Consider the following 18,288-nt stretch of genomic DNA (forward strand, 5'->3'; position numbering starts at 1 on the left):
GCCCCTTCGAAGCTCAGCCCGCCGCCCTGGCGTCGCGTGCCGAGCGCAGCGCCGCGACCGTCGTGAGCACGAGGAACGAGACCGTCGCCACCAGGACGGCGATCATCGGCTGCTGCCAGCCGCCGCTCGATTCGTGCAGTGCCGCCAGCAGCGGCGGGCCCGAGGCGGCGAGCACGTAGCCGCCGGCCTGCACGAGCGCCGACATCTGCGTCGCCTCGCGGTCGTCGCGGGTGATGCGCACCACCGTCGAGATGATCACGACGAACCCGGCGCCCTGTGCGATGCCGCCGAGCACGATCCACACGGCGTACGCCTCGGGAGCGACGAGCAGCCCGAGCGGCAGGGAGATCCAGAGCGCTCCGACGAGCGCGGGTTGCAACCAGACCGGTCGCGACTTCGAGAGCAGCGGAGCGCCGAGCGCACCCGCGATGGCCGACAGCTGGAACAGCGACGCGACCGCCCCCGCCTCGACGAGGCTGAAGTCGAACTCGTCGGCGACGAGGCTCGGCAGCCATGCGCTGAGTCCGTAGAACGAGAACGACTGCGCCGCGAACGCGGCCGCGAGGAGCCACGTCATCGGGTTGCGCCACGCCGACCGCGCCTTCGCCGCGCTCGCGGCATCGATCGCGGCGATCGAGCCGGTCACCTCGAGCACCTCGGCCGCGCGGGCCTCCGCGTTCTCGATCGTGGTCCGTCGCAGGTGGACGCCCCAGACCACGAGGGCGGCGACGATGAACACCGACCACGAGAGGAGCGCGAGCTGCCAGCCGATCGCCTCGGCGAGGGGCGCCGTGAGCAGGGCGGTCATGAGGGAGCCGATGTTCATCATGGCCGCGTACACACCGGTGACGAGCTGCGCCCGCTCGGGCGGCACATCGCGTCGGATGACCACCGGCAGCACGACGTTGCCGATCGCGATGGCGAGGCCGATCACGATCGTGCCGGCGAACGCGGCTTCGGTCGTGCCACCCGATCGGATGATCGTGCCCGCGAGGGTTCCGACGAGGGAGACGGCGACCGCCCGCTCGGCGCCCGTGAGCCGGATCGTCCAGGCCGCGATCGGCGTGCCGAGCGCGAAGCAGAGCACCGGCAGGCTCGTGAGCAGGCCCGCGGCCGTCGACGAGAGACCGAGATCCTCCTCGATGTCGCCGATGACCGGCGCGATGGCGACGAGCGGCCCGCGGAGGTTCATCGCGACGAGTGCGATCCCCGCGAGCAGGAGCCAGGGGAACGCGCCGCCGCGCACTCGAGCGGAAGCGTCGCGGTCCATCGTCCGAGCCTATGCCCGGGCGGCGCTCAGGCGAGGGTGAGCACGCCGTCGAAGACGAGCTCGGCCGGGCCGGCGAGGGCGACGCGCTCGCCGTCGGCGGCTTCGAACATGCGCACGCCGAGCACACCGCCCGGCACCTGCACCCGCCAGTCGTTCGGGGCGCCCGCACCCGCCCAGTGCCGAACCGCGAGCGCCGAGGCGACCGCGCCCGTGCCGCATGAGAGCGTCTCGCCCGAGCCGCGCTCGTGCACCCGCATGCGGATGCGGCCGACCCCGTCTTCGACGAGCGGCTCGGCCGGAACCACGAACTCGACGTTGGCGCCCGCGGCGGGCACCGGGTCGAGGATCGGCGCGTAGCCGAGGTCGAGCCCCTCGAGTTCGTCGTCGTCGGCGAGGGCCACCACGACGTGCGGGTTGCCGACGTCGATGCCGAGGCCCGGACGGGCGACCGGCAGCTGCTTTCCGCGCACGAGCGGCTCGCCGCCGTCGAGACGCCAGCGGCCCAGGTCGACCTGGAATCCCGTGGCCGTTCGCGTCACCGTGCGGACGCCGGCGCGCGTGCCGATCGCGATCTCGGCACCCGGGTGCAGCTCGGCGAGGCCCTGATCGAGCAGGTAGCGCACGAACACGCGGATGCCGTTGCCGCACATCTCGGAGACGGTGCCGTCGGCGTTCCAGTAGTCCATGAACCAGACCGCGCGCGGGTCGGCCGCGAGCGCCGCGGCGCCGTCGTCGAGGTTCTGCGAACGCACCGCACGGATCACGCCGTCGGCGCCGACCCCGAAGCGGCGGTCGCACACTGCGGCGATCTGCGTCGGCGACAGCTCGTTCTCACCCTCGGGATCGCTGAAGAGCACGAAGTCGTTGCCCGTGCCCTGGCCCTTGGTGAATCGCAGATCGAACGGCATGCGACTCAGTCTAGGGCGGCCTGACGGGCAAGTTCCGCGCCCCGGGCGACCGCGTCGTCGGCGTCGATGACGACCGCGTCGCGGTAGCGCTTGAACCACCCGACCTGACGCCTCGCATAGGTGCGGGTCAGCTGCTGCGTCTCGGCCACGGCGTCGGCGCGTGGCATCCGCCCGTGCAGCTCGGCGAGGGCCTGCGCGTAGCCGATCGCCTTGCGCGCGGTGACCCCGCGCTCGATGCCCGCGGGCACCAGCCCGCGCACCTCGTCGACGATCCCCTGCCGCCACATCTCGTGCACGCGCTCGTCGAGCCGTTCGACGAGCGTCGCGCGATCGGCGCGGAGGTGCACGATGCGGTGCTCGCGCCACGGCACCGGCTCGTCGGGCAGGCGTGCCGCCGCGGGCTCGCCCGTCACCTCGATCACCTCGAGCGCCCGGACCACCCGACGACCGTTCTGCGGATCGACCTTCGCGGCCGTCTCGGCGTCGATCTGCCGGAGCCGTGCGTGCAGCATGCCGGGACCGTGCTCGGCGAGCTCGGCCTCGAGGCGCGCACGCACCGCGGCGTCGGTGCCCGGGAAGCGGAAGTCGTGGATGACCGACGACACGTAGAGCCCCGAACCGCCGACGAGCAGCGCCGCGTCACCGCGCGCAGTGATCTCGTCGATGCGCGCCCGCGCCAGCTGCTGGTACTCGGCGACGGAGGCCTCGTCGGTGACCTCGAGCACATCGAGGAGGTGGTGCGGCACACCCCGCCGTTCGGCGGGCGAGAGCTTCGCGGTGCCGATGTCCATGCCGCGGTAGAGCTGCATCGCGTCGGCGTTCACGACCTCGGCGCGACGACCCGTGCGTTCGATGGCCTCGGCGAGGTCGAGCGCGAACGCCGACTTGCCCGTGCCGGTCGCACCGACGACGGCGATGAGGCTCACGTCAGCGCTGACCGTCGGTCGGGTCGTAGATCGGCAGCGTGCCGACCCCCGGCGCGACGAGCGGTTCGGCGCCGCGCACGCGCAGCGACGGCAGGCCGAGCGACACACGACCCGGCGTGGCCGATGCGCCCGCACCGGCGCCCGGGCTCGCGGGTACGCCGCAGCTCTCGGCCTGCGCGCGATCCCACGCGTCGCCGGCACGCGTGCGGCGGATGCGGAGCGGCGTCTCGTCGGTCGCGTCGGCGATGAGGTGGAACGGCGCGGCCTGGGTGATCACCACCGAGACGACGTCGCCGGGGCGGGGCAGCTCGGAGCCCGCGGGCACCTCGAAGTGCACGAGTCGGCTGTCTTCGGCGCGACCGCTGAGGCGGTGGGTCTCGGCGTCCTTCTTGCCCTCGCCGTTGGCGACGAGGACCTCGACCGGACGCCCGACCATGCGCTGGTTCTCCTCCCAGGAGATGCGCTCCTGCAGGGCGATGAGCCGCTCGTAGCGCTCCTGCACGACCTCCTTCGGCACCTGCTCCTCCATCGTGGCGGCCGGGGTGCCGGGGCGGATCGAATACTGGAAGGTGAACGCCGACGCGAAACGGGATGCCTCGACCACGCGCATCGTCTCGAGGAAGTCCTCTTCGGTCTCACCCGGGAAGCCGACGATGATGTCGGTCGAGATCGCGGCGTTCGGGATCTTCGCGCGCACCCGGTCGAGGATGCCGAGGAACTTCTCGGAGCGGTACGAGCGTCGCATCGCCTTGAGGATGCGGTCGGAGCCCGACTGCAACGGCATGTGCAGCTGCGGCATGACGTTCGGCGTCTCGGCCATCGCGTCGATGACGTCGTCGGTGAACGCGGCCGGGTGCGGGCTCGTGAAGCGGATGCGCTCGAGCCCCTCGATCTGACCGGCTGCGCGCAGCAGCTTGCTGAAGGCCTGTCGGTCGCCGAACTCGACGCCGTACGAGTTCACGTTCTGGCCGAGCAGCGTGACCTCGATCGCACCGTCGTCGACGAGTGCCTGGATCTCGGCGAGGATCTCGCCCGGTCGACGGTCCTTCTCCTTGCCGCGGAGCGCGGGCACGATGCAGAAGGTGCAGGTGTTGTTGCAGCCGACCGAGATCGACACCCAGCCGCTGTAGCTCGAATCGCGCTTCGTCGGCAGGGTCGAGGGGAAGACCTCGAGCGCGTCGAGGATCTCGAGCTGCGCCTCGTCGTTGTGGCGGGCGCGCTCGAGCAGGCTCGGGAGCGAGCCCATGTTGTGCGTGCCGAAGACGACGTCGACCCAGGGCGCCTTCTCGAGGATGACGTTCTTGTCCTTCTGGGCGAGGCAGCCGCCGACGGCGATCTGCATGCCCGCGTGACGGCGCTTGACGCTCGCGAGATGGCCGAGGTTGCCGTAGAGCTTGTTGTCGGCGTTCTCGCGGACCGCGCACGTGTTGATCACGACGATGTCGGGCTCGGTGCCGTCGGCGGGCACGTAGCCCGCAGCCTCGAGCGAACCGCTGAGACGCTCGGAGTCGTGGACGTTCATCTGGCAGCCGAAGGTGCGGACCTCGTAGGTGCGCGGCGCGGGCATCGTCGCCTCGGCGCGGGCGACCTCGTGAATGGAGCTCATGATCGAACCAGTTTACGAGCCCTCGCCGGACAGCGCCGCCGTCACCGCCTCGCGCACGACCTGACCCGAGTAGCCACGCCGCTGCAGGAACGCCGACAACCGCCGCTCGGCCGTCTGCCGATCGAGCCCGCGGAGTTGACGCGCACGCCGCTCGGCGACGGTGCGCGCGTTCTCGAGCTCGGTCTCGGGGTCGAGCTCGTCGACCGCGGCCCGCGCGACGGAGGCGTCGACCCCGCGGCGGCTGAGTTCGTTGAGGATCGCGCCGCTGCCCTTGCCGCGCCGCACGCCGTGGCTGTGCACGAGTTGTTCGGCGAGGCGGGCGTCGTCGAGGTAGCCGAGCCGTTCGTAGCGTTCGATCCACTCGTCGAGCTCGGAGTCGTCGAGCCCGTGCTCGGCGAGCACCGAACGCACCTCGGAGACCGAGAGCGCCGAGCGCCGGAGTCGCGAGACCACGAGCCGGTCGATGCGCTCGTCGCGTTCGACGCCGGTCTCTTCGGGCTCGGCCGCCGACTCGCCGATGCTCCTGATGGCGCGCGGCGCACGCGGCGCACGCTCGGGTCGCGGCGCACGCTCGGCGCGCGCAGGCCGTTCTGCATCCGCCGCCCGCTCGGGCCGAGCCCCGCGCACCGCGGCCGGTTCGCTCCGCATGGGAACCGCCGGACGCTCGTCACCCGGCTCGACGTACCAGCCGTCGGCACCATCGGGCGCGGGCCGCTCGCCGAGCAGCTCTGATGCCCGACGAGGGCGGCGCGCCGGTGCAGATCGGCGCGCCGCCGAACCCTCGTCGGGACGTTCTTCGGCCGGGGGCGCGGTGTCGTGCCGCACCCACGGCAGGTAGGTGACCGGGGCGAGGTGCTCGGCCGACGGGTCGTGCATATCGCTCCCCTCCCCGGTCATCTGGTGCTGCTCGCCGCTCAGGCGCCCTTGCGCTGCTTCGCCGCGATCGGCTCGACGTTCGCCGGGGCCGCTGCAGCGGCAGCCGCACCGGCCTGCCCGATGCCGAGCTTGACGAGGATCTTCTGCTCGATGTCGGCGGCGATGTCGGGGTTGGAGAGCAGGAAGTTGCGGGCGTTCTCTTTGCCCTGGCCGAGCTGGTCGCCGTCGTAGGTGTACCAGGCACCCGACTTCTTGACGATGCCCTGGTCGACGCCGTAGTCGATGAGGCTGCCCTCGCGCGAGATGCCGACACCGTAGAGGATGTCGAACTCGGCCTGCTTGAAGGGCGGCGCCATCTTGTTCTTGACGATCTTCACGCGGGTGCGGTTGCCGACCGCCTCGGTGCCGTCCTTCAGGGTCTCGATGCGACGGATGTCGAGGCGGACCGAGGCGTAGAACTTCAGCGCCTTGCCGCCGGCGGTCGTCTCGGGGCTGCCGAAGAACACGCCGATCTTCTCGCGGAGCTGGTTGATGAAGATCATCGTCGTGTTGGTCTGGTTGAGACCGCCGGTGAGCTTGCGCAGCGCCTGCGACATGAGTCGGGCCTGGAGGCCGACGTGCGAGTCGCCCATCTCGCCCTCGATCTCGGCGCGGGGCACGAGCGCCGCCACCGAGTCGATGACGATGAGGTCGATCGAGCCCGAGCGCACGAGCATGTCGGCGATCTCGAGCGCCTGCTCGCCCGTGTCGGGCTGCGAGACGAGCAGCGCGTCGATGTCGACGCCCAGCTTCTTCGCGTACTCGGGGTCGAGCGCGTGCTCGGCGTCGACGAACGCGGCGATGCCGCCGGCGCGCTGGGCGTTGGCGATCGCGTGCAGCGTGAGCGTCGTCTTACCCGACGACTCGGGGCCGTAGATCTCGACGATGCGGCCTCGCGGGAGCCCGCCGACGCCGAGTGCGACGTCGAGGGCGATCGACCCGGTGGGGATGACCTCGACGGGGGCGCGGTCTTCGCTGCCGAGACGCATGACCGACCCCTTGCCGAACTGGCGGTCGATCTGGGCGAGAGCGGCTTCAAGCGACTTCTCGCGGTCTGCGGGTGATGCCATGGTGTGGACTCCTTCGATGCTCGTGTGCTGCTGCCTCTAGGCTGTCGTTCCACGTTGCGGGCCCCGGCTGACCGGTGCTGACCCGCGGCGTCTCGCGACAAGGCGGTTGCGGTGTGTTGCGACGAGTCGACCGTACGGCCGGCCACCGACATCGCGGGCCCGCGAGGGCCGGGATGTGGACGGATTCGTCGTTCCTCCTGCTGTTGAGGAGCCTAGCGCAGGAACCGAACGGATGTTCGAACACGCACTCGGCGTGTCGAACGCGTCTTCGGACGACTCAGCCGCGCGACTCCCCCGGCACGGGGCGGCCGGCGCCGTGCCGGCGGCCCTCCGGGACATCCGTCGCCTCGCAGAGGGCGAACCAGACCTCGCGCGGCCGCACGCCCGCGGCGAGCGCCTCGCGGGCCGTGCGCCCGCCGAGCGAGGCGAGCACGAGGTCGTTCACGACCACGCCGCCGTAGCCCGAGCCGAACTCGCGGTCGACGGCGATCTGGAACTCACTGAGTTTCACGGAACCTCCGGACATGGCTTCGGCCGGTCCGAGGACCGGCCGAAGCGAAGAGCGAGAACGATCGGGTCGCGCAGCTCAGCGGACCATCATCTCGGCGTCGAACTCGGCGACGAGCTCGTCGGGCAGGCTGTCGGGAACCACGGAGAGCCCCTCGAGCACTGCGATGCGGTCGCCGACCTCGTGCATGATCACCGAGATGGGCGTGTCGAGCGCCTCGGCGACCGAGGCGAGGATCTCGGACGAGGCCTCTTTCTGACCACGCTCGACCTCGCTCAGGTAGCCCAGTGCGACGCTCGCCTTGGACGCGACCTGCCGGAGCGTGCGCCCCTTCTGCAGGCGGAAGTCCCTCAACACATCGCCGATTTCCTGTCGAACCAGAACCATCGGGGAACCTCCTTCTACACTGCCTCGACTCCGCTGGAGCCGGAAACGGGAGCGTCAGTCTACCTGACTGCTCGTGCTTCCAATCTAGCGTCGCACACTGGGCCTTTCGTGTGAACCTGCCGTATGTAACAGGGTGTTCACGAAGACTATTCCGTCACCTCCGTTCTTCGTCCCAGGCGGGCAGCGAGGCGGTGATCGGGTCGGCCGCGGAGGCCTCGTAGCGGGCCCGGCGACGCTTCAACCAGAGCCCGACGACGACGATCACGGCGAGCGCCGAGTACGTCGCGATCGCGAAGGGGCTGTGCACGAGATACGAGAGGTCCCCCTGGCTGATCGCCATCGACTTGCGCAGCTGCTCCTCGGCCATCGGTCCGAGGATGCCGCCGACCACCATCGGCGCGACCGGGTACCCGTAGCGGCGCATGAGGAACCCGATGAGCCCGACGACGAGCAGCACGAGCGTGTCGAAGACGTTGAAGTGCAGCGCGTACGCGCCGAGCCCGGCGAACGCGAGGATTCCGGCGTAGAGGTACGGCCGCGGGATGCGCAGCACCTTCACCCACATGCCGACGAGCGGCAGGTTGAGCACGAGCAGCATCACGTTGCCGATGTAGAGGCTCGCGATGAGCGCCCACACGAGCCCCGACTGGTTCTCGAAGAGCATCGGCCCAGGGCGGATCCCGTACGACTGGAACGCGGAGATGATGATCGCGGCCGTCGCGGTCGTCGGGAGGCCGAGCGTGAGGAGCGGCACGAGCACGCCCGCGGCCGCCGCGTTGTTCGCCGCCTCGGGCCCCGCGACGCCCTCGATCGCGCCGCGGCCGAACTCGGCGCGGGCGTTGCCCTTCGCGAGCTTGCGCTCCGTCGCGTACGAGAGGAACGTCGCGACATCGGCGCCGCCCGCCGGGATCGTGCCGATCGGGAACCCGATCGCCGTTCCCCGCAGCCACGGCCGCCACGATCGTGCGAGGTCGCGTCGCGACATCCAGCTGCGCCACCCCTTCGTCACCGGGATGACCCGCACCGGACCGTGCCGGAGCCGGGACGCGACGTACAGGGTCTCGCCGAGGGCGAAGAGGCCGACGGCGATGATGACGACGTCGATGCCGTCGGTGAGGCTCGGCACGCCGAGCGTGTAGCGCTGCTGCCCCGAGAGCACCTCGGTGCCGATGAGGCCGAGGAAGAGCCCCAGGCCGAGCGAGACGAGCCCGCGCGACGCGCTCGACCCGAGCAGCGCCCCCACGGTGAGGAACGCGACGACGACAAGCGCGAAGTAGTCGGCGGGGCCGAGCTGCACCGCGAGCTTCGAGATGCCGGGAGCGAGGAAGGTGAGGGCGAGGGTCGCCGCCGTGCCCGCGACGAAGGAGCCGAGGGCCGCGGTCGCGAGCGCCGCCGCGCCCCGACCCGCCTTCGCCATGCGGTTGCCCTCGAGCGCCGTCACGATCGACGACGACTCCCCCGGCGTGTTCAGCAGGATCGAGGTCGTCGACCCGCCGTACATGCCGCCGTAGTAGATGCCCGCGAACACGATGAGCGCGCCGGTCGGGTCGAGCGAGTACGTGAGCGGCAGCAGCAGCGCGACGGTCATCGCGGGGCCGATGCCCGGCAGCACGCCGACGGCGGTGCCGATGAACACGCCGAACAGCGCGTAGAGCAGGTAGTGCGGCTGGAGGGCGGTGGCGAAGCCCTCGAGCAGTGCGGTGAGACTATCCATGGAAGATCGGGATCCAGTCGAGAAGTGGCCCTGCGGGCAGGGAGAGACCGAGCCAGGCGCCGAAGACGAGTTGCGTCACGAGTCCGAGGCCGAGGCCCGCGGCGAGCGCGACCCACCAGCGCTTGGCGCCGAGCGACCAGGCGGCGCCCGCGAAGAGCACGGCGACCGCGATCGGCCAGCCGGCCCAGTCGATGAGCACGAGCTGCGTCGCGAAGCAGGCGACGAGCTTCGCGACCGTGAGCCAGTCGGTCGGCGCGTCGGGATCGATGTCCTCGCCGTCGTCGGGCGTGCCGCGCCCGCCGCGCAGCACCTGCGCGATCACCACGAGGGATGCCACGAGCAGCAGCACTCCGACGGCGTACGGGAACACCCGGGGCCCGAGCACGCTGGCCGAACCGGGCGGCACCCTGATGAACCCGGCGCCGATGATCGTGTACACGCCGACGGCCGCGCAGATTCCGGCGAAGACGAACTCGCCGACGGGCGGGCGGGCGCCGGTGACGGCACCCGCCCCGCCCGCGGGGGTTCCCCCCGACGCGGGGGCGTCGTCGGGGGGAACCGGGATCGGGGAGGTCACGGGGAGACCAGTCCGATCGTCTGGAGGGTCGAGGTCACCTCGTCGATGTCGGCGGCGAGGAAGTCGTCGAACTCGACGCCGGCGAGGAACGCGTCGCTCCACCCCTTCTCCTCGAGGACCGAGGCCCAGCCGCCCGAGGCGTGCATCTCGGTGACGAGCTCGGTGAGGGCCGCCTGCTCCTCCTCGGAGATGCCGCCGGGGGCGAGCACGCCGCGCCAGTTGGTGAGCTCGACGTCGTAGCCCTCCTCGACGAGGGTCGGGGTGTCGGGCAGCAGCTCGACGCGCTCGGGCGACGACACCGCGAGCGCACGCAGGGCACCCGCCTCGATCTGCTCGACGAACTCGCCGACGCCCGAGATGCCCGCCTGCACGGTGTTGCCGAGCAGCATCGTCACGGCCTCGCCGCCGCCCGAGTTCGGGATGTAGTTGAGGGTCGTCGGCACGTCCGCCGCATCGACGCCCGCCTCGACGAGCAGCATGCCCGCGAGGATGTGGTCGGCGCCGCCCGCGGAACCGCCGGTGACCGAGATCGCCGCACCCTCCTTCACGATGGCGTCGACGAGGTCCTCCGCGGTCTCGTAGGGCGAGTCGGCGGGCACGACGAGCACGAGCGCCTCCTCGGTGAGTCGGGCGATCGGCGTCGTGTCCTCGATGCGGCTCGCCGAGGCGTTCGTCTCGACGGCGCCGACCATGACGAGCCCGGTGACCATGAGCGTGGCCGGGTCCTGCTCGTTCGCGAGCGCGGCGAGCCCGACGGTGCCGCCCGCGCCGCCGATGTTCTCGACGGGGGCGGACCCCACGAGGTCCTCGTCGGTGAGCACCTGCGACATGGCGCGCGCGGTCTGATCCCAGCCGCCACCGGGGTCGGCCGGGGCGATGAGGTTCACCGAGTCGAGCGCGACCGCGGCCGACCCGCCGTCGCCGGCTGCGTCGTCGCCCGCCGCGGGAGTGCTGCACGCCGCGAGGGCGAGGGCGCCGGCGAGGCCGAGCCCGAGGCCGGCGAGACCGCGGCGGATCGCCGGGCGGGCGGTGCTGGTGCTGCTGTGGACGGCCGAGCTGCTCGGCCAGGTGCGAGATCGCAATTCTCCTCCTTGAGCGCCCGGCGGCTTCGACGGGCGACGATCGATTCGGGACGACGCTAGGGACGGCCTGCGCCCGAGGGAATGCTGCGGTCGTAACGGTCGTAGTGGTCGTTTCGGAGGATGCGGTCGTTTCGGTCGATTCGGTCGTATTGGTCACGTCCTCCGTGCCGGGAGACCCGCGCGCGTGCGTCACACTTGACTGGTGGTCCGGTCGATGACGCTTGGCATGCAGCTGTTGCTGCTGCAGCTCGCGATCGTGCTCGTCACCGTGGTCGGCACCGGGCTCACCGCCATGTGGCTGCAGGAGCAGCAGCTGCGCGACGCCTACCAGGACCGGATGATCGCGGTGGCCCAGTCGGTCGCCGGGCTCCCCGTCATCACCTCCGCCTTCGACGACGACGACCCCGCCAGGACGATCCAGCCGGTCGCCGAGGTCGTGCGCGAGGCATCCGATGTCACCTATGTCGTCGTCTCGGATGACGCGGGGATCCGCTACTCGCACCCGAACCCCGACCGCATCGGCGAGAAGGTCTCGACCGACCCGGCCATCCCCCTGTCGGGCAAGATCTACGTCGGCACCCAGACCGGCACCCTCGGCGAGTCGTGGCGGGTGAAGGTGCCCATCTTCGACGACGACGGCGAGGTCATGGGGCAGGTCTCGGTCGGCATCCTCGAGTCCGAGCTCCGCGCCGACTTCCTCGGCAGCCTCACGCTGCTGCTCGTCGCGCTCGTCGTCGCCGCGATCATCGGAGTGATCGGGGCGACGTGGATCGCGCGGCTCATCCGCCGCCGCATCTACGGGCTCGAGCCCGAGGAGATCCGCGCGATGCTCGAGACGCGCGAGGCGATGCTGCACGGCATCCGCGAAGGGCTCGTCGCCGTCGACGACACCGGCCGGGTGGTGCTCGTCAACGACGCCGCCGCACGCCTCCTCGACCTCGACGACCCCGAGGCGGTGCTCGGCCGCGCCGTCGACGACGTGCTCGACCCCGAGCTCGCCCGCTTCATCGCCTCCGGCGAGGAGCGCGAGAGCCCAGTGCTCTCGGGCGAACGGGTGCTGCTCGTGCACCGCGACCGGGTCAGGGTCGACGGGCGCGAGATCGGCTCGATCGCGATCCTCCGCGACCGCACCGAACTCGAGACCACCCTGCGCGAGCTCGCCGGGGCGCAGAGCCTCGCCGACGGGCTGCGGGCACAGTCGCACGAGTTCTCGAACAAGCTGCACGTCGTCAGCGGGCTCCTCGAGCTCGGACACCTCGACGCCGCGCTCGACTTCATCGAACGGGTCGGCTCGGGCGGCGCCCTCTCGACGCTCGACGAGCACGACGGGCTCGCCGACCTCGAGATCGCCGCGCTCGTGCTCGCGAAGCGCACCCGCGCGCAGGAGCTCGGCGTCACCGTCGAGCTCGCCGCCGACACCCACCTCGACGCGACCGTCGGCGGCGAGCCCCGCACCGAACTCGTCACGATCGTCGCGAACCTCCTCGACAACGCGATCGAGGCGTGCGTGCTCGGCGGACGCATCGTGCTCGAGGTGCGCGACGACCTCGACCCGGGCGTCGTCGTCGTGCGGGTCGACGACGACGGCCCCGGCGTGCCGCCCGCGCAGCGCGCCGCGATCTTCGAACCGGATGTCACGGGCAAGGCCCCCGTGCCCGGCAAGGCGCGGCGCGGGATCGGCCTCGCGATCGTGCAGCGCATCGCGCACCGGCTCGGCGGGGGCGCGCGGGTCGACGATTCGCCGCTCGGCGGCGCGCGGTTCACCGTGCGACTGCCCTGGGGCGAGGGCGAGTCCGCGAGCGGCCTCGGCGTTTCCGCGATCGGTTCGGATGCCACGAGCGGAGCCGTCCGATGACCGCGCCCTCCCCCGCCTCCGCCGGCGACGCCCTCCGCGTCGTCGTCGTCGACGACGACCTCGCCGTCGCGCGCGTCAACCGCGCCTTCGTCACCGCCCACGCCGGCTTCACGGTCGTTGCCGAGGCCCACACGGGCGCCGAGGCGCTCGCCCTCATCGCCCGCCACCGGCCCGACCTCGTGCTGCTCGACGTGTACCTCCCCGACCTCGGCGGGCTCGACGTGCTGCGACGACTGCGAGCGACCGGCGACGAGGTCGAGGTGATCGCCGTCACCGCCGCCCGCGACCTCGAGACGGTGCGCGCCGCACGCCTCCTCGGCGTGCGCCACTACCTCGTCAAACCGTTCTCGGGCGCGAGCCTCGGCGATCGCCTCGACGAGGTGCGGCGCAGCATCGCCGCCGACCGCGCCGCGCCCGCCGCCCTCGACCAGCGCGCCGTCGACGAGGCGCTCGGCAGCGTGCCGGTGCGGCGCGGCGCCGTGCCGAAGGGCCTCTCGGCGGTGAGCCTCGAACGGGTCGCCGCGGGGCTCGCCGCCTGCACCGGCGACGCGTCGGCCGCCGAGATCGCCGAGGCCCTCGGCATGTCGCGAGTGAGCGCGAGGCGGTACCTCGAGCACCTCGTCGCGACCGGGGCCGCCGAGGTCGCGCCGCGCTACGGCAGCGCCGGGCGGCCCGAACACCGGTACCGGGTGCCGCGGTAGCGTCTCGTCTCGGCGCGGCGCGGCGCGGCGTTCAGCCTTCGAGCCGCCGCAGGGCCAGTTCGATGACGGCCTGCACGGTCGCCCGGCGGATCCCGGTGCGGTCGCCCGCGAGCGACAGCTCGATCGCCGCGTCGTCGTCACCGAACGACACCCCGACGTACACCGTGCCGGGGGGCCGCCCGCCCTGCCAGTCGGGCCCGGCCACGCCCGTCGTCGCGAGCCCGAGGTCGGCCGATCGGCCGTCGACCGCGAGCGCCCGCCGCACCCCGCGCGCCATCTGCCGGGCCACCTCGGGGTGCACCGGCCCCTCGCGCTCGAGGAGCGCGGCGTCGACCCCGAGGAGCGACCGCTTCACCGCCGTGTCGTACGCGACGACGCCGCCAGACACGACGAGCGACGCCCCCGGCACCGAGGTGAGCTCGGCTGCGACGAGCCCGCCCGTGAGCGACTCGGCCACGGCGACCCGCAGCCCCCTGGCCGTGAGCCGTGCGACAAGCGACGCGGCGTCGGCGCGTGGCATCCGGTCGCTCTGCCCGACGCCGGCCGCATCAGTGCCCATCGCGTGACTCAGCCCGCGGTGCTCGCGCCCCGCGACAGGCGCACCGCGTCACGAACGTAGAGCAGGCCCGACCAGAGGGTGAGCACGAGGGCGAGGCCCATGACCGCCCAGTTCACCCAGAGGATCCAGTCGCCGACGATCGTCCACAGGGGGACGAGCGCGAGCGAGATCGCGACGGCCTGCACGAGCGTCTTGAGCTTTCCGCCCGAGGAGGCGGGCACCACGTTGCCGCGGCGCAGTTCGACGAGTCGCCACACCGTGATGCCGACCTCGCGCACGATGATGAGGATCGTCACCCACCACCACAGCTCGCCGAGGAGCGAGAGGCAGACGAGCGCGCCGCTCGTCAGCAGCTTGTCGGCGATCGGGTCGAGGATCTTGCCGAGGTCGGTGACGAGCCCCCGCGAACGGGCGATGTGCCCGTCGATGCCGTCGGTCGCGATCGCCACGATGAACAGGCCCGCCGCCCACCAGCGCAACGGCCCGTCGGCGCCCGCATCGGCGAGCAGCAGCCAGAAGAACACGGGTGCGGCGAGGATGCGCACGACGGTGATGGCGTTGGGAAGATTCCAGTTCGCCGATCGCCCGGGGGTGCCGGCGGAGGAGGTCATACGCCCAAGGATAGCGGCCGATCAGTCGCGACCGGTGAGCCCCCACGCGTCTTCGTCGCCGCCGTCGGCCTCGACCTCTTCGAGCCCCTCGGTGATGCGCCCCACCGGGTCGTCGTAGCGGTCGTCGGGTGCGTCGTACGGTTCGTTCGACGGGGTCGGCATCGACTGCGGTGCGGCGGGCGCGCCCTGCGGGGCGGCGGGCGGTGCGCTCGGCCCGCTCGGCTCGCCGCGCAGCTTCGCGAGCACGCCGGGCAGCTGCTCGGCCGTCACGAGCACGTCGCGCGCCTTCGAGCCCTCGGAGGGGCCGACGATCTCGCGCGACTCGAGGAGATCCATGAGGCGCCCGGCCTTCGCGAAGCCCACCCGCAGCTTGCGTTGCAGCATCGAGGTCGAACCGAACTGCGTCGACACGACGAGCTCGGCGGCCGCGAGCAGCAGCTCGAGGTCGTCGCCGATGTCGGAGTCGATCTCCTTGCGCTCGACGGCGGCCGCAACATCTTGCCGGTACTCGGGGCGAGCCTGGCGCGTCACATGCGTGACGACCTTCTCGATCTCGGCCTCGGTGACCCACGCGCCCTGCACGCGCAGCGGCTTCGACGCCCCCATCGGCAGGAACAGCGCATCGCCCTGGCCGATGAGCTTGTCGGCGCCCGGCTGGTCGAGGATGACGCGAGAGTCGGTGACGCTCGTCACCGCGAACGCGAGCCGCGACGGAACGTTCGCCTTGATGAGGCCCGTCACGACGTCGACCGAGGGGCGCTGCGTCGCGAGCACGAGGTGGATGCCGGAGGCGCGCGCGAGCTGCGTGATGCGCACGATCGAGTCCTCGACGTCGCGCGGGGCGACCATCATGAGGTCGGCGAGCTCGTCGACCACGACGAGCAGGTACGGGTACGGCTTGAGCTTGCGTTCGCTGCCCGCCGGCAGGATGATCTCGTCGTTCACGACGGCCTTGTTGAAGTCGTCGATGTGGCGGAACCCGAACGACGCGAGGTCGTCGTACCGCATGTCCATCTCCTTCACGACCCACTGCAGCGCCTCGGCCGCCTTCTTCGGGTTCGTGATGATGGGCGTGATGAGGTGCGGCACGCCCGCGTACGGGGCGAGCTCGACGCGCTTCGGGTCGATGAGCACCATGCGCACGTCGGAGGGCTTCGCCCGCATGAGCAGGCTCGTGATCATCGAGTTCACGAAGCTCGACTTGCCCGAGCCGGTCGAGCCGGCGACGAGCAGGTGCGGCATCTTCGCGAGGTTCGCGATGACGTAGCCACCGCCGACGTCTTTGCCGACGCCGATCGTCATCGGGTGCTTCGCCCCCACCGAGGCCTGCGAACGCAGCACATCGCCGAGGGTCACCGTCTCGCGGTCGGCGTTCGGGATCTCGACGCCGATCGCGCTCTTGCCCGGGATCGGCGAGAGGATGCGCACCTCGTTCGAGGCGACCGCGTACGAGAGGTTCTTCGACAGCGCGGTGACCCGCTCGACCTTCACGCCCGGGCCGAGCTCGATCTCGTACTGCGTGACCGTCGGGCCGCGCGAGAAGCCCGTGACCTTCGCGTCGACCGAGAACTGCTCGAGCACGCCCGTGATCTGACGCACGACCTCGTCGTTGGCCTGCGAACGCGTCTTCGCCGGCGGACCCGCCGCGAGCGTCGACGCCGACGGCAGGAAGTACGGCCGGTCGGGCGTCTCGGCTCCGCCGTCGAACTCGGACGCCTCGGCGGCGAGCGCATCGGCCATCGGGGAATCGCCCGTGAAGTCGGCCGCGGCGTCGTAGAGCGGCACCGCCTGGGTCGCCCCGGCGTCGTCGCCCCGAAGGCCCCGACCCGCCTGCGGCGCCTCACCCGTGAACTGCTGCAGCGCCGACTCGGCCCGCTCGAGCTCGCCGAGCACCTCGGTGCCGTACGCGCCGCCGACCCCGGCGGCAGCCGCACCGGCAGCGCCTCCGCCCTCGATCGGGCTGTCGAAGCTGCCCGCGGCCGAACCCTGCCCGAACACCTCGGTGAGCCCCTCGACGCCGGGTGCCTCGAACTCGGGGTCCTCCTCGCGGTTCGACGCGTTGCGCCGCCACCACGGCAGGAGCCCCGCGGACTCCTCCTCGTCGTCGCCGTCGATGCCGTCGAGCTCGGTCGGCACGCTCTTGCGCCGGTCGCGGCGCGAGGGCTTCGCCGTGTCCTCCGGCTCGGCCTGCTGCGCCTCGTCGGGCGCACCGAACAGCCACTCGTACAGTTCTCGGAACCGCGCCGGAATGCGCGTCGGCGGGGTCTTGGTGATGATGAGCAGCGACAGCAGCACGAACACGATGACGACGATCGCCGCCCCCACCTCGGTGATGAGGAGGATGAGCGGGGCCGCGAGCATCCACCCGAGGATGCCGCCGGCACGCGCCAGCACCGCCATGCCCTCGCTCGGCTCGGGCTGCCCGCCGAAGATGTGGCACAGCGCCGACACGCTCACGAGAAGGAGACCCAGCCCGATGCCGATGCGCGTGTTGTCGTGCACCGAACTCGGGTGGCGGAACAGCCACACCGCGAAGATCAGCATGATCACCGGCAGCGCGAACGCCACCCGGCCGAACAGCCCGCCGAAGCTCCACGAGTCGAGGGTCTGCGCGACCGGCTCGTTGATGAAGAACCACTCGACCACCGCCCCCGCGATCGCGAGCACGACGAGGAAGAACGGCAGGCCGTCGCGGCGCTCGTCCTTCTGGAGGGTCTCGGGCCCGAGCGCGCGCGCGGCGCCGCCCGCGAGGTGCGCAAGACCCATCCACGTCTTCACGAGGAAGTTCGGCCCCGACGGCTGCGCGGCCGCCGCCTTCTTCGCCGCGGCGCTTCCGCGCGTCGTCTGCGCGGGCAGCTTCTTCGTGGGCGCGGTTCTCGAGGCACCGCCGCGGGACGAGGTGCCCGAGGCGCGCCCGTTCGACTTGGTGCTCGTAGCCATAGGGTCAACGTTACGGCCGACGACCGACGCCGCCCTGCAACGGCGGGCGAGTGTCTGCGATCCGCCGCGGCGTCGATCAGGCGAGCGTACGCACCATCGTGTCGCGCCCGCCCACCGTCTCGACCACGGCGAACCCCTCCGATCGGTACAGCGTGCGCGCGAAGTTGCCGTGCTCGACCGAGAGCGTGAGCCGTGCGAATCCCGCCTGCCGGGCCGCACCCGCGAGCCCCTGCAGCAACGCCCGACCGACGCCCTGCGCGCGCCACAGCGGGCGCACCCCGATGATCAACTCGGGCACCCCCGTCGCGACGAAGCCGTGCGCCCGCTGATCGGCCGAGAACAGGCGGTACCACGCCGCCCCCACCGGGCGACCGCCCGCATCGACCGCGACGACGCCGCGATCGGCCGGCCGCTGCCACCCCGCGATGTAGCCCCGCGAGATCGGGTCGGCGAGCACCTCGGGGCGCGGACGAGCCCCGCCCTGCCGCCAGTTCGCCGCCTCGACGACCATGTCGGCGAGGAACGCCCCATCGGAGGGGACGGCAGGGCGCAGCTCGAACGTCGACATGCGCGGATGCTACGACCGAGGTGTTTCGGCCGTGTTTCGCGTGACACGGGATGGCGGGCGGGCGCGATCCGCGCCCGCCCGCCGCGCGACT

The 18,288-nt window shown here is 71.9% G+C and carries 17 protein-coding genes; 2 read left to right on the plus strand and 15 right to left on the minus strand.

Going from position 1 to position 18,288, the window contains the following annotated elements:
• Window positions 1-13: 13 nt before the first annotated feature.
• The 11 genes from ACFVTX_RS12345 to ACFVTX_RS12395 all read right to left on the minus strand — a co-directional run bounded on the left by ACFVTX_RS12345 (window position 14) and on the right by ACFVTX_RS12395 (window position 10,963).
• Window positions 14-1,270, minus strand: coding sequence for a CynX/NimT family MFS transporter (locus ACFVTX_RS12345; RefSeq protein ID WP_386900485.1), 1,257 nt, complete (start codon window positions 1,268-1,270; stop codon window positions 14-16).
• Window positions 1,271-1,296: 26 nt separating this feature from the next.
• A complete protein-coding gene (dapF, locus tag ACFVTX_RS12350; RefSeq protein WP_386900487.1) occupies window positions 1,297-2,178 on the minus strand; it encodes a diaminopimelate epimerase in 882 nt (293 codons plus the stop codon).
• A gap of 5 nt (window positions 2,179-2,183) precedes the next feature.
• A complete protein-coding gene (gene miaA / locus ACFVTX_RS12355; RefSeq protein WP_386900489.1) occupies window positions 2,184-3,104 on the minus strand; it encodes a tRNA (adenosine(37)-N6)-dimethylallyltransferase MiaA in 921 nt (306 codons plus the stop codon).
• 1 nt (window position 3,105) lies between these two features.
• A complete protein-coding gene (miaB, locus tag ACFVTX_RS12360; protein WP_386900491.1) occupies window positions 3,106-4,710 on the minus strand; it encodes a tRNA (N6-isopentenyl adenosine(37)-C2)-methylthiotransferase MiaB in 1,605 nt (534 codons plus the stop codon).
• A 12-nt stretch (window positions 4,711-4,722) separates the two neighbouring features.
• Window positions 4,723-5,586 carry a RecX family transcriptional regulator gene (locus ACFVTX_RS12365; RefSeq protein WP_386900493.1) on the minus strand — a complete coding sequence of 288 codons (864 nt, stop codon included), beginning with the start codon at window positions 5,584-5,586 and terminating at the stop codon, window positions 4,723-4,725.
• A gap of 38 nt (window positions 5,587-5,624) precedes the next feature.
• A complete protein-coding gene (gene recA / locus ACFVTX_RS12370) occupies window positions 5,625-6,695 on the minus strand; it encodes a recombinase RecA (protein ID WP_386900495.1) in 1,071 nt (356 codons plus the stop codon).
• A 277-nt stretch (window positions 6,696-6,972) separates the two neighbouring features.
• Window positions 6,973-7,206, minus strand: coding sequence for a DUF3046 domain-containing protein (locus tag ACFVTX_RS12375; protein WP_386900497.1), 234 nt, complete (start codon window positions 7,204-7,206; stop codon window positions 6,973-6,975).
• A 75-nt stretch (window positions 7,207-7,281) separates the two neighbouring features.
• On the minus strand, window positions 7,282-7,590 hold the full coding sequence (locus ACFVTX_RS12380) for a helix-turn-helix domain-containing protein (RefSeq protein WP_157422714.1): 309 nt from the start codon (window positions 7,588-7,590) through the stop codon (window positions 7,282-7,284).
• A 154-nt stretch (window positions 7,591-7,744) separates the two neighbouring features.
• The gene (locus tag ACFVTX_RS12385) at window positions 7,745-9,304 is read right to left on the minus strand and encodes a tripartite tricarboxylate transporter permease (protein WP_386900499.1); all 1,560 of its coding nucleotides are present in this window, start codon (window positions 9,302-9,304) and stop codon (window positions 7,745-7,747) included.
• Window positions 9,297-9,881 carry a tripartite tricarboxylate transporter TctB family protein gene (locus ACFVTX_RS12390; RefSeq protein WP_386900501.1) on the minus strand — a complete coding sequence of 195 codons (585 nt, stop codon included), beginning with the start codon at window positions 9,879-9,881 and terminating at the stop codon, window positions 9,297-9,299. The genes ACFVTX_RS12385 and ACFVTX_RS12390 overlap by 8 nt, the downstream gene beginning before the upstream one ends.
• The gene (locus ACFVTX_RS12395; protein ID WP_386900503.1) at window positions 9,878-10,963 is read right to left on the minus strand and encodes a Bug family tripartite tricarboxylate transporter substrate binding protein; all 1,086 of its coding nucleotides are present in this window, start codon (window positions 10,961-10,963) and stop codon (window positions 9,878-9,880) included. The genes ACFVTX_RS12390 and ACFVTX_RS12395 overlap by 4 nt, the downstream gene beginning before the upstream one ends.
• Before the next feature lie 202 nt (window positions 10,964-11,165).
• Here ACFVTX_RS12395 and ACFVTX_RS12400 point away from each other — a divergent pair, with 202 nt between their 5' ends.
• Window positions 11,166-12,818, plus strand: a complete 1,653-nt coding sequence (locus ACFVTX_RS12400; RefSeq protein WP_386900505.1) for an ATP-binding protein — start codon at window positions 11,166-11,168, stop codon at window positions 12,816-12,818.
• Window positions 12,815-13,519 carry a response regulator gene (locus ACFVTX_RS12405; RefSeq protein ID WP_386900506.1) on the plus strand — a complete coding sequence of 235 codons (705 nt, stop codon included), beginning with the start codon at window positions 12,815-12,817 and terminating at the stop codon, window positions 13,517-13,519. The genes ACFVTX_RS12400 and ACFVTX_RS12405 overlap by 4 nt, the downstream gene beginning before the upstream one ends.
• A gap of 31 nt (window positions 13,520-13,550) precedes the next feature.
• On the opposite strand, the gene ACFVTX_RS12410 is transcribed toward ACFVTX_RS12405, so the two are convergent.
• From ACFVTX_RS12410 to ACFVTX_RS12425, 4 genes are all read right to left on the minus strand, one after another.
• A complete protein-coding gene (locus tag ACFVTX_RS12410) occupies window positions 13,551-14,039 on the minus strand; it encodes a CinA family protein (protein ID WP_386901140.1) in 489 nt (162 codons plus the stop codon).
• Between the two features lie 47 nt (window positions 14,040-14,086).
• Window positions 14,087-14,689 carry a CDP-diacylglycerol--glycerol-3-phosphate 3-phosphatidyltransferase gene (pgsA, locus tag ACFVTX_RS12415; protein ID WP_386900508.1) on the minus strand — a complete coding sequence of 201 codons (603 nt, stop codon included), beginning with the start codon at window positions 14,687-14,689 and terminating at the stop codon, window positions 14,087-14,089.
• 21 nt (window positions 14,690-14,710) lie between these two features.
• Window positions 14,711-17,629: a DNA translocase FtsK 4TM domain-containing protein gene (locus tag ACFVTX_RS12420; protein ID WP_386900510.1), complete on the minus strand. Its 2,919-nt coding sequence runs from the start codon at window positions 17,627-17,629 to the stop codon at window positions 14,711-14,713.
• A gap of 76 nt (window positions 17,630-17,705) precedes the next feature.
• Window positions 17,706-18,197 (minus strand): GNAT family N-acetyltransferase, encoded by a 492-nt coding sequence (locus ACFVTX_RS12425; protein ID WP_386900512.1) that lies wholly within the window; start codon window positions 18,195-18,197, stop codon window positions 17,706-17,708.
• Window positions 18,198-18,288: the final 91 nt, after the last annotated feature.

It is taken from the genome of Agromyces sp. NPDC058136, from assembly GCF_042884375.1.
Taxonomy (GTDB): Bacteria; Actinomycetota; Actinomycetes; order Actinomycetales; family Microbacteriaceae; genus Agromyces.

Excerpts from the sequence above, each read along its gene's own strand:
- ACFVTX_RS12425 (WP_386900512.1), bottom strand. The coding sequence starts at position 18,197 with ATGTCGACGTTCGAGCTGCGCCCTGCCGTCCCCTCCGATGGGGCGTTC.
- ACFVTX_RS12385 (WP_386900499.1), bottom strand. The coding sequence starts at position 9,304 with ATGGATAGTCTCACCGCACTGCTCGAGGGCTTCGCCACCGCCCTCCAG.
- ACFVTX_RS12405 (WP_386900506.1), top strand. The coding sequence starts at position 12,815 with ATGACCGCGCCCTCCCCCGCCTCCGCCGGCGACGCCCTCCGCGTCGTC.
- ACFVTX_RS12345 (WP_386900485.1), bottom strand. The coding sequence starts at position 1,270 with ATGGACCGCGACGCTTCCGCTCGAGTGCGCGGCGGCGCGTTCCCCTGG.
- miaB (WP_386900491.1), bottom strand. The coding sequence starts at position 4,710 with ATGAGCTCCATTCACGAGGTCGCCCGCGCCGAGGCGACGATGCCCGCG.
- dapF (WP_386900487.1), bottom strand. The coding sequence starts at position 2,178 with ATGCCGTTCGATCTGCGATTCACCAAGGGCCAGGGCACGGGCAACGAC.
- ACFVTX_RS12365 (WP_386900493.1), bottom strand. The coding sequence starts at position 5,586 with ATGCACGACCCGTCGGCCGAGCACCTCGCCCCGGTCACCTACCTGCCG.
- ACFVTX_RS12380 (WP_157422714.1), bottom strand. The coding sequence starts at position 7,590 with ATGGTTCTGGTTCGACAGGAAATCGGCGATGTGTTGAGGGACTTCCGC.
- pgsA (WP_386900508.1), bottom strand. The coding sequence starts at position 14,689 with ATGACCTCCTCCGCCGGCACCCCCGGGCGATCGGCGAACTGGAATCTT.
- ACFVTX_RS12410 (WP_386901140.1), bottom strand. The coding sequence starts at position 14,039 with ATGCCACGCGCCGACGCCGCGTCGCTTGTCGCACGGCTCACGGCCAGG.
- ACFVTX_RS12420 (WP_386900510.1), bottom strand. The coding sequence starts at position 17,629 with ATGGCTACGAGCACCAAGTCGAACGGGCGCGCCTCGGGCACCTCGTCC.
- recA (WP_386900495.1), bottom strand. The coding sequence starts at position 6,695 with ATGGCATCACCCGCAGACCGCGAGAAGTCGCTTGAAGCCGCTCTCGCC.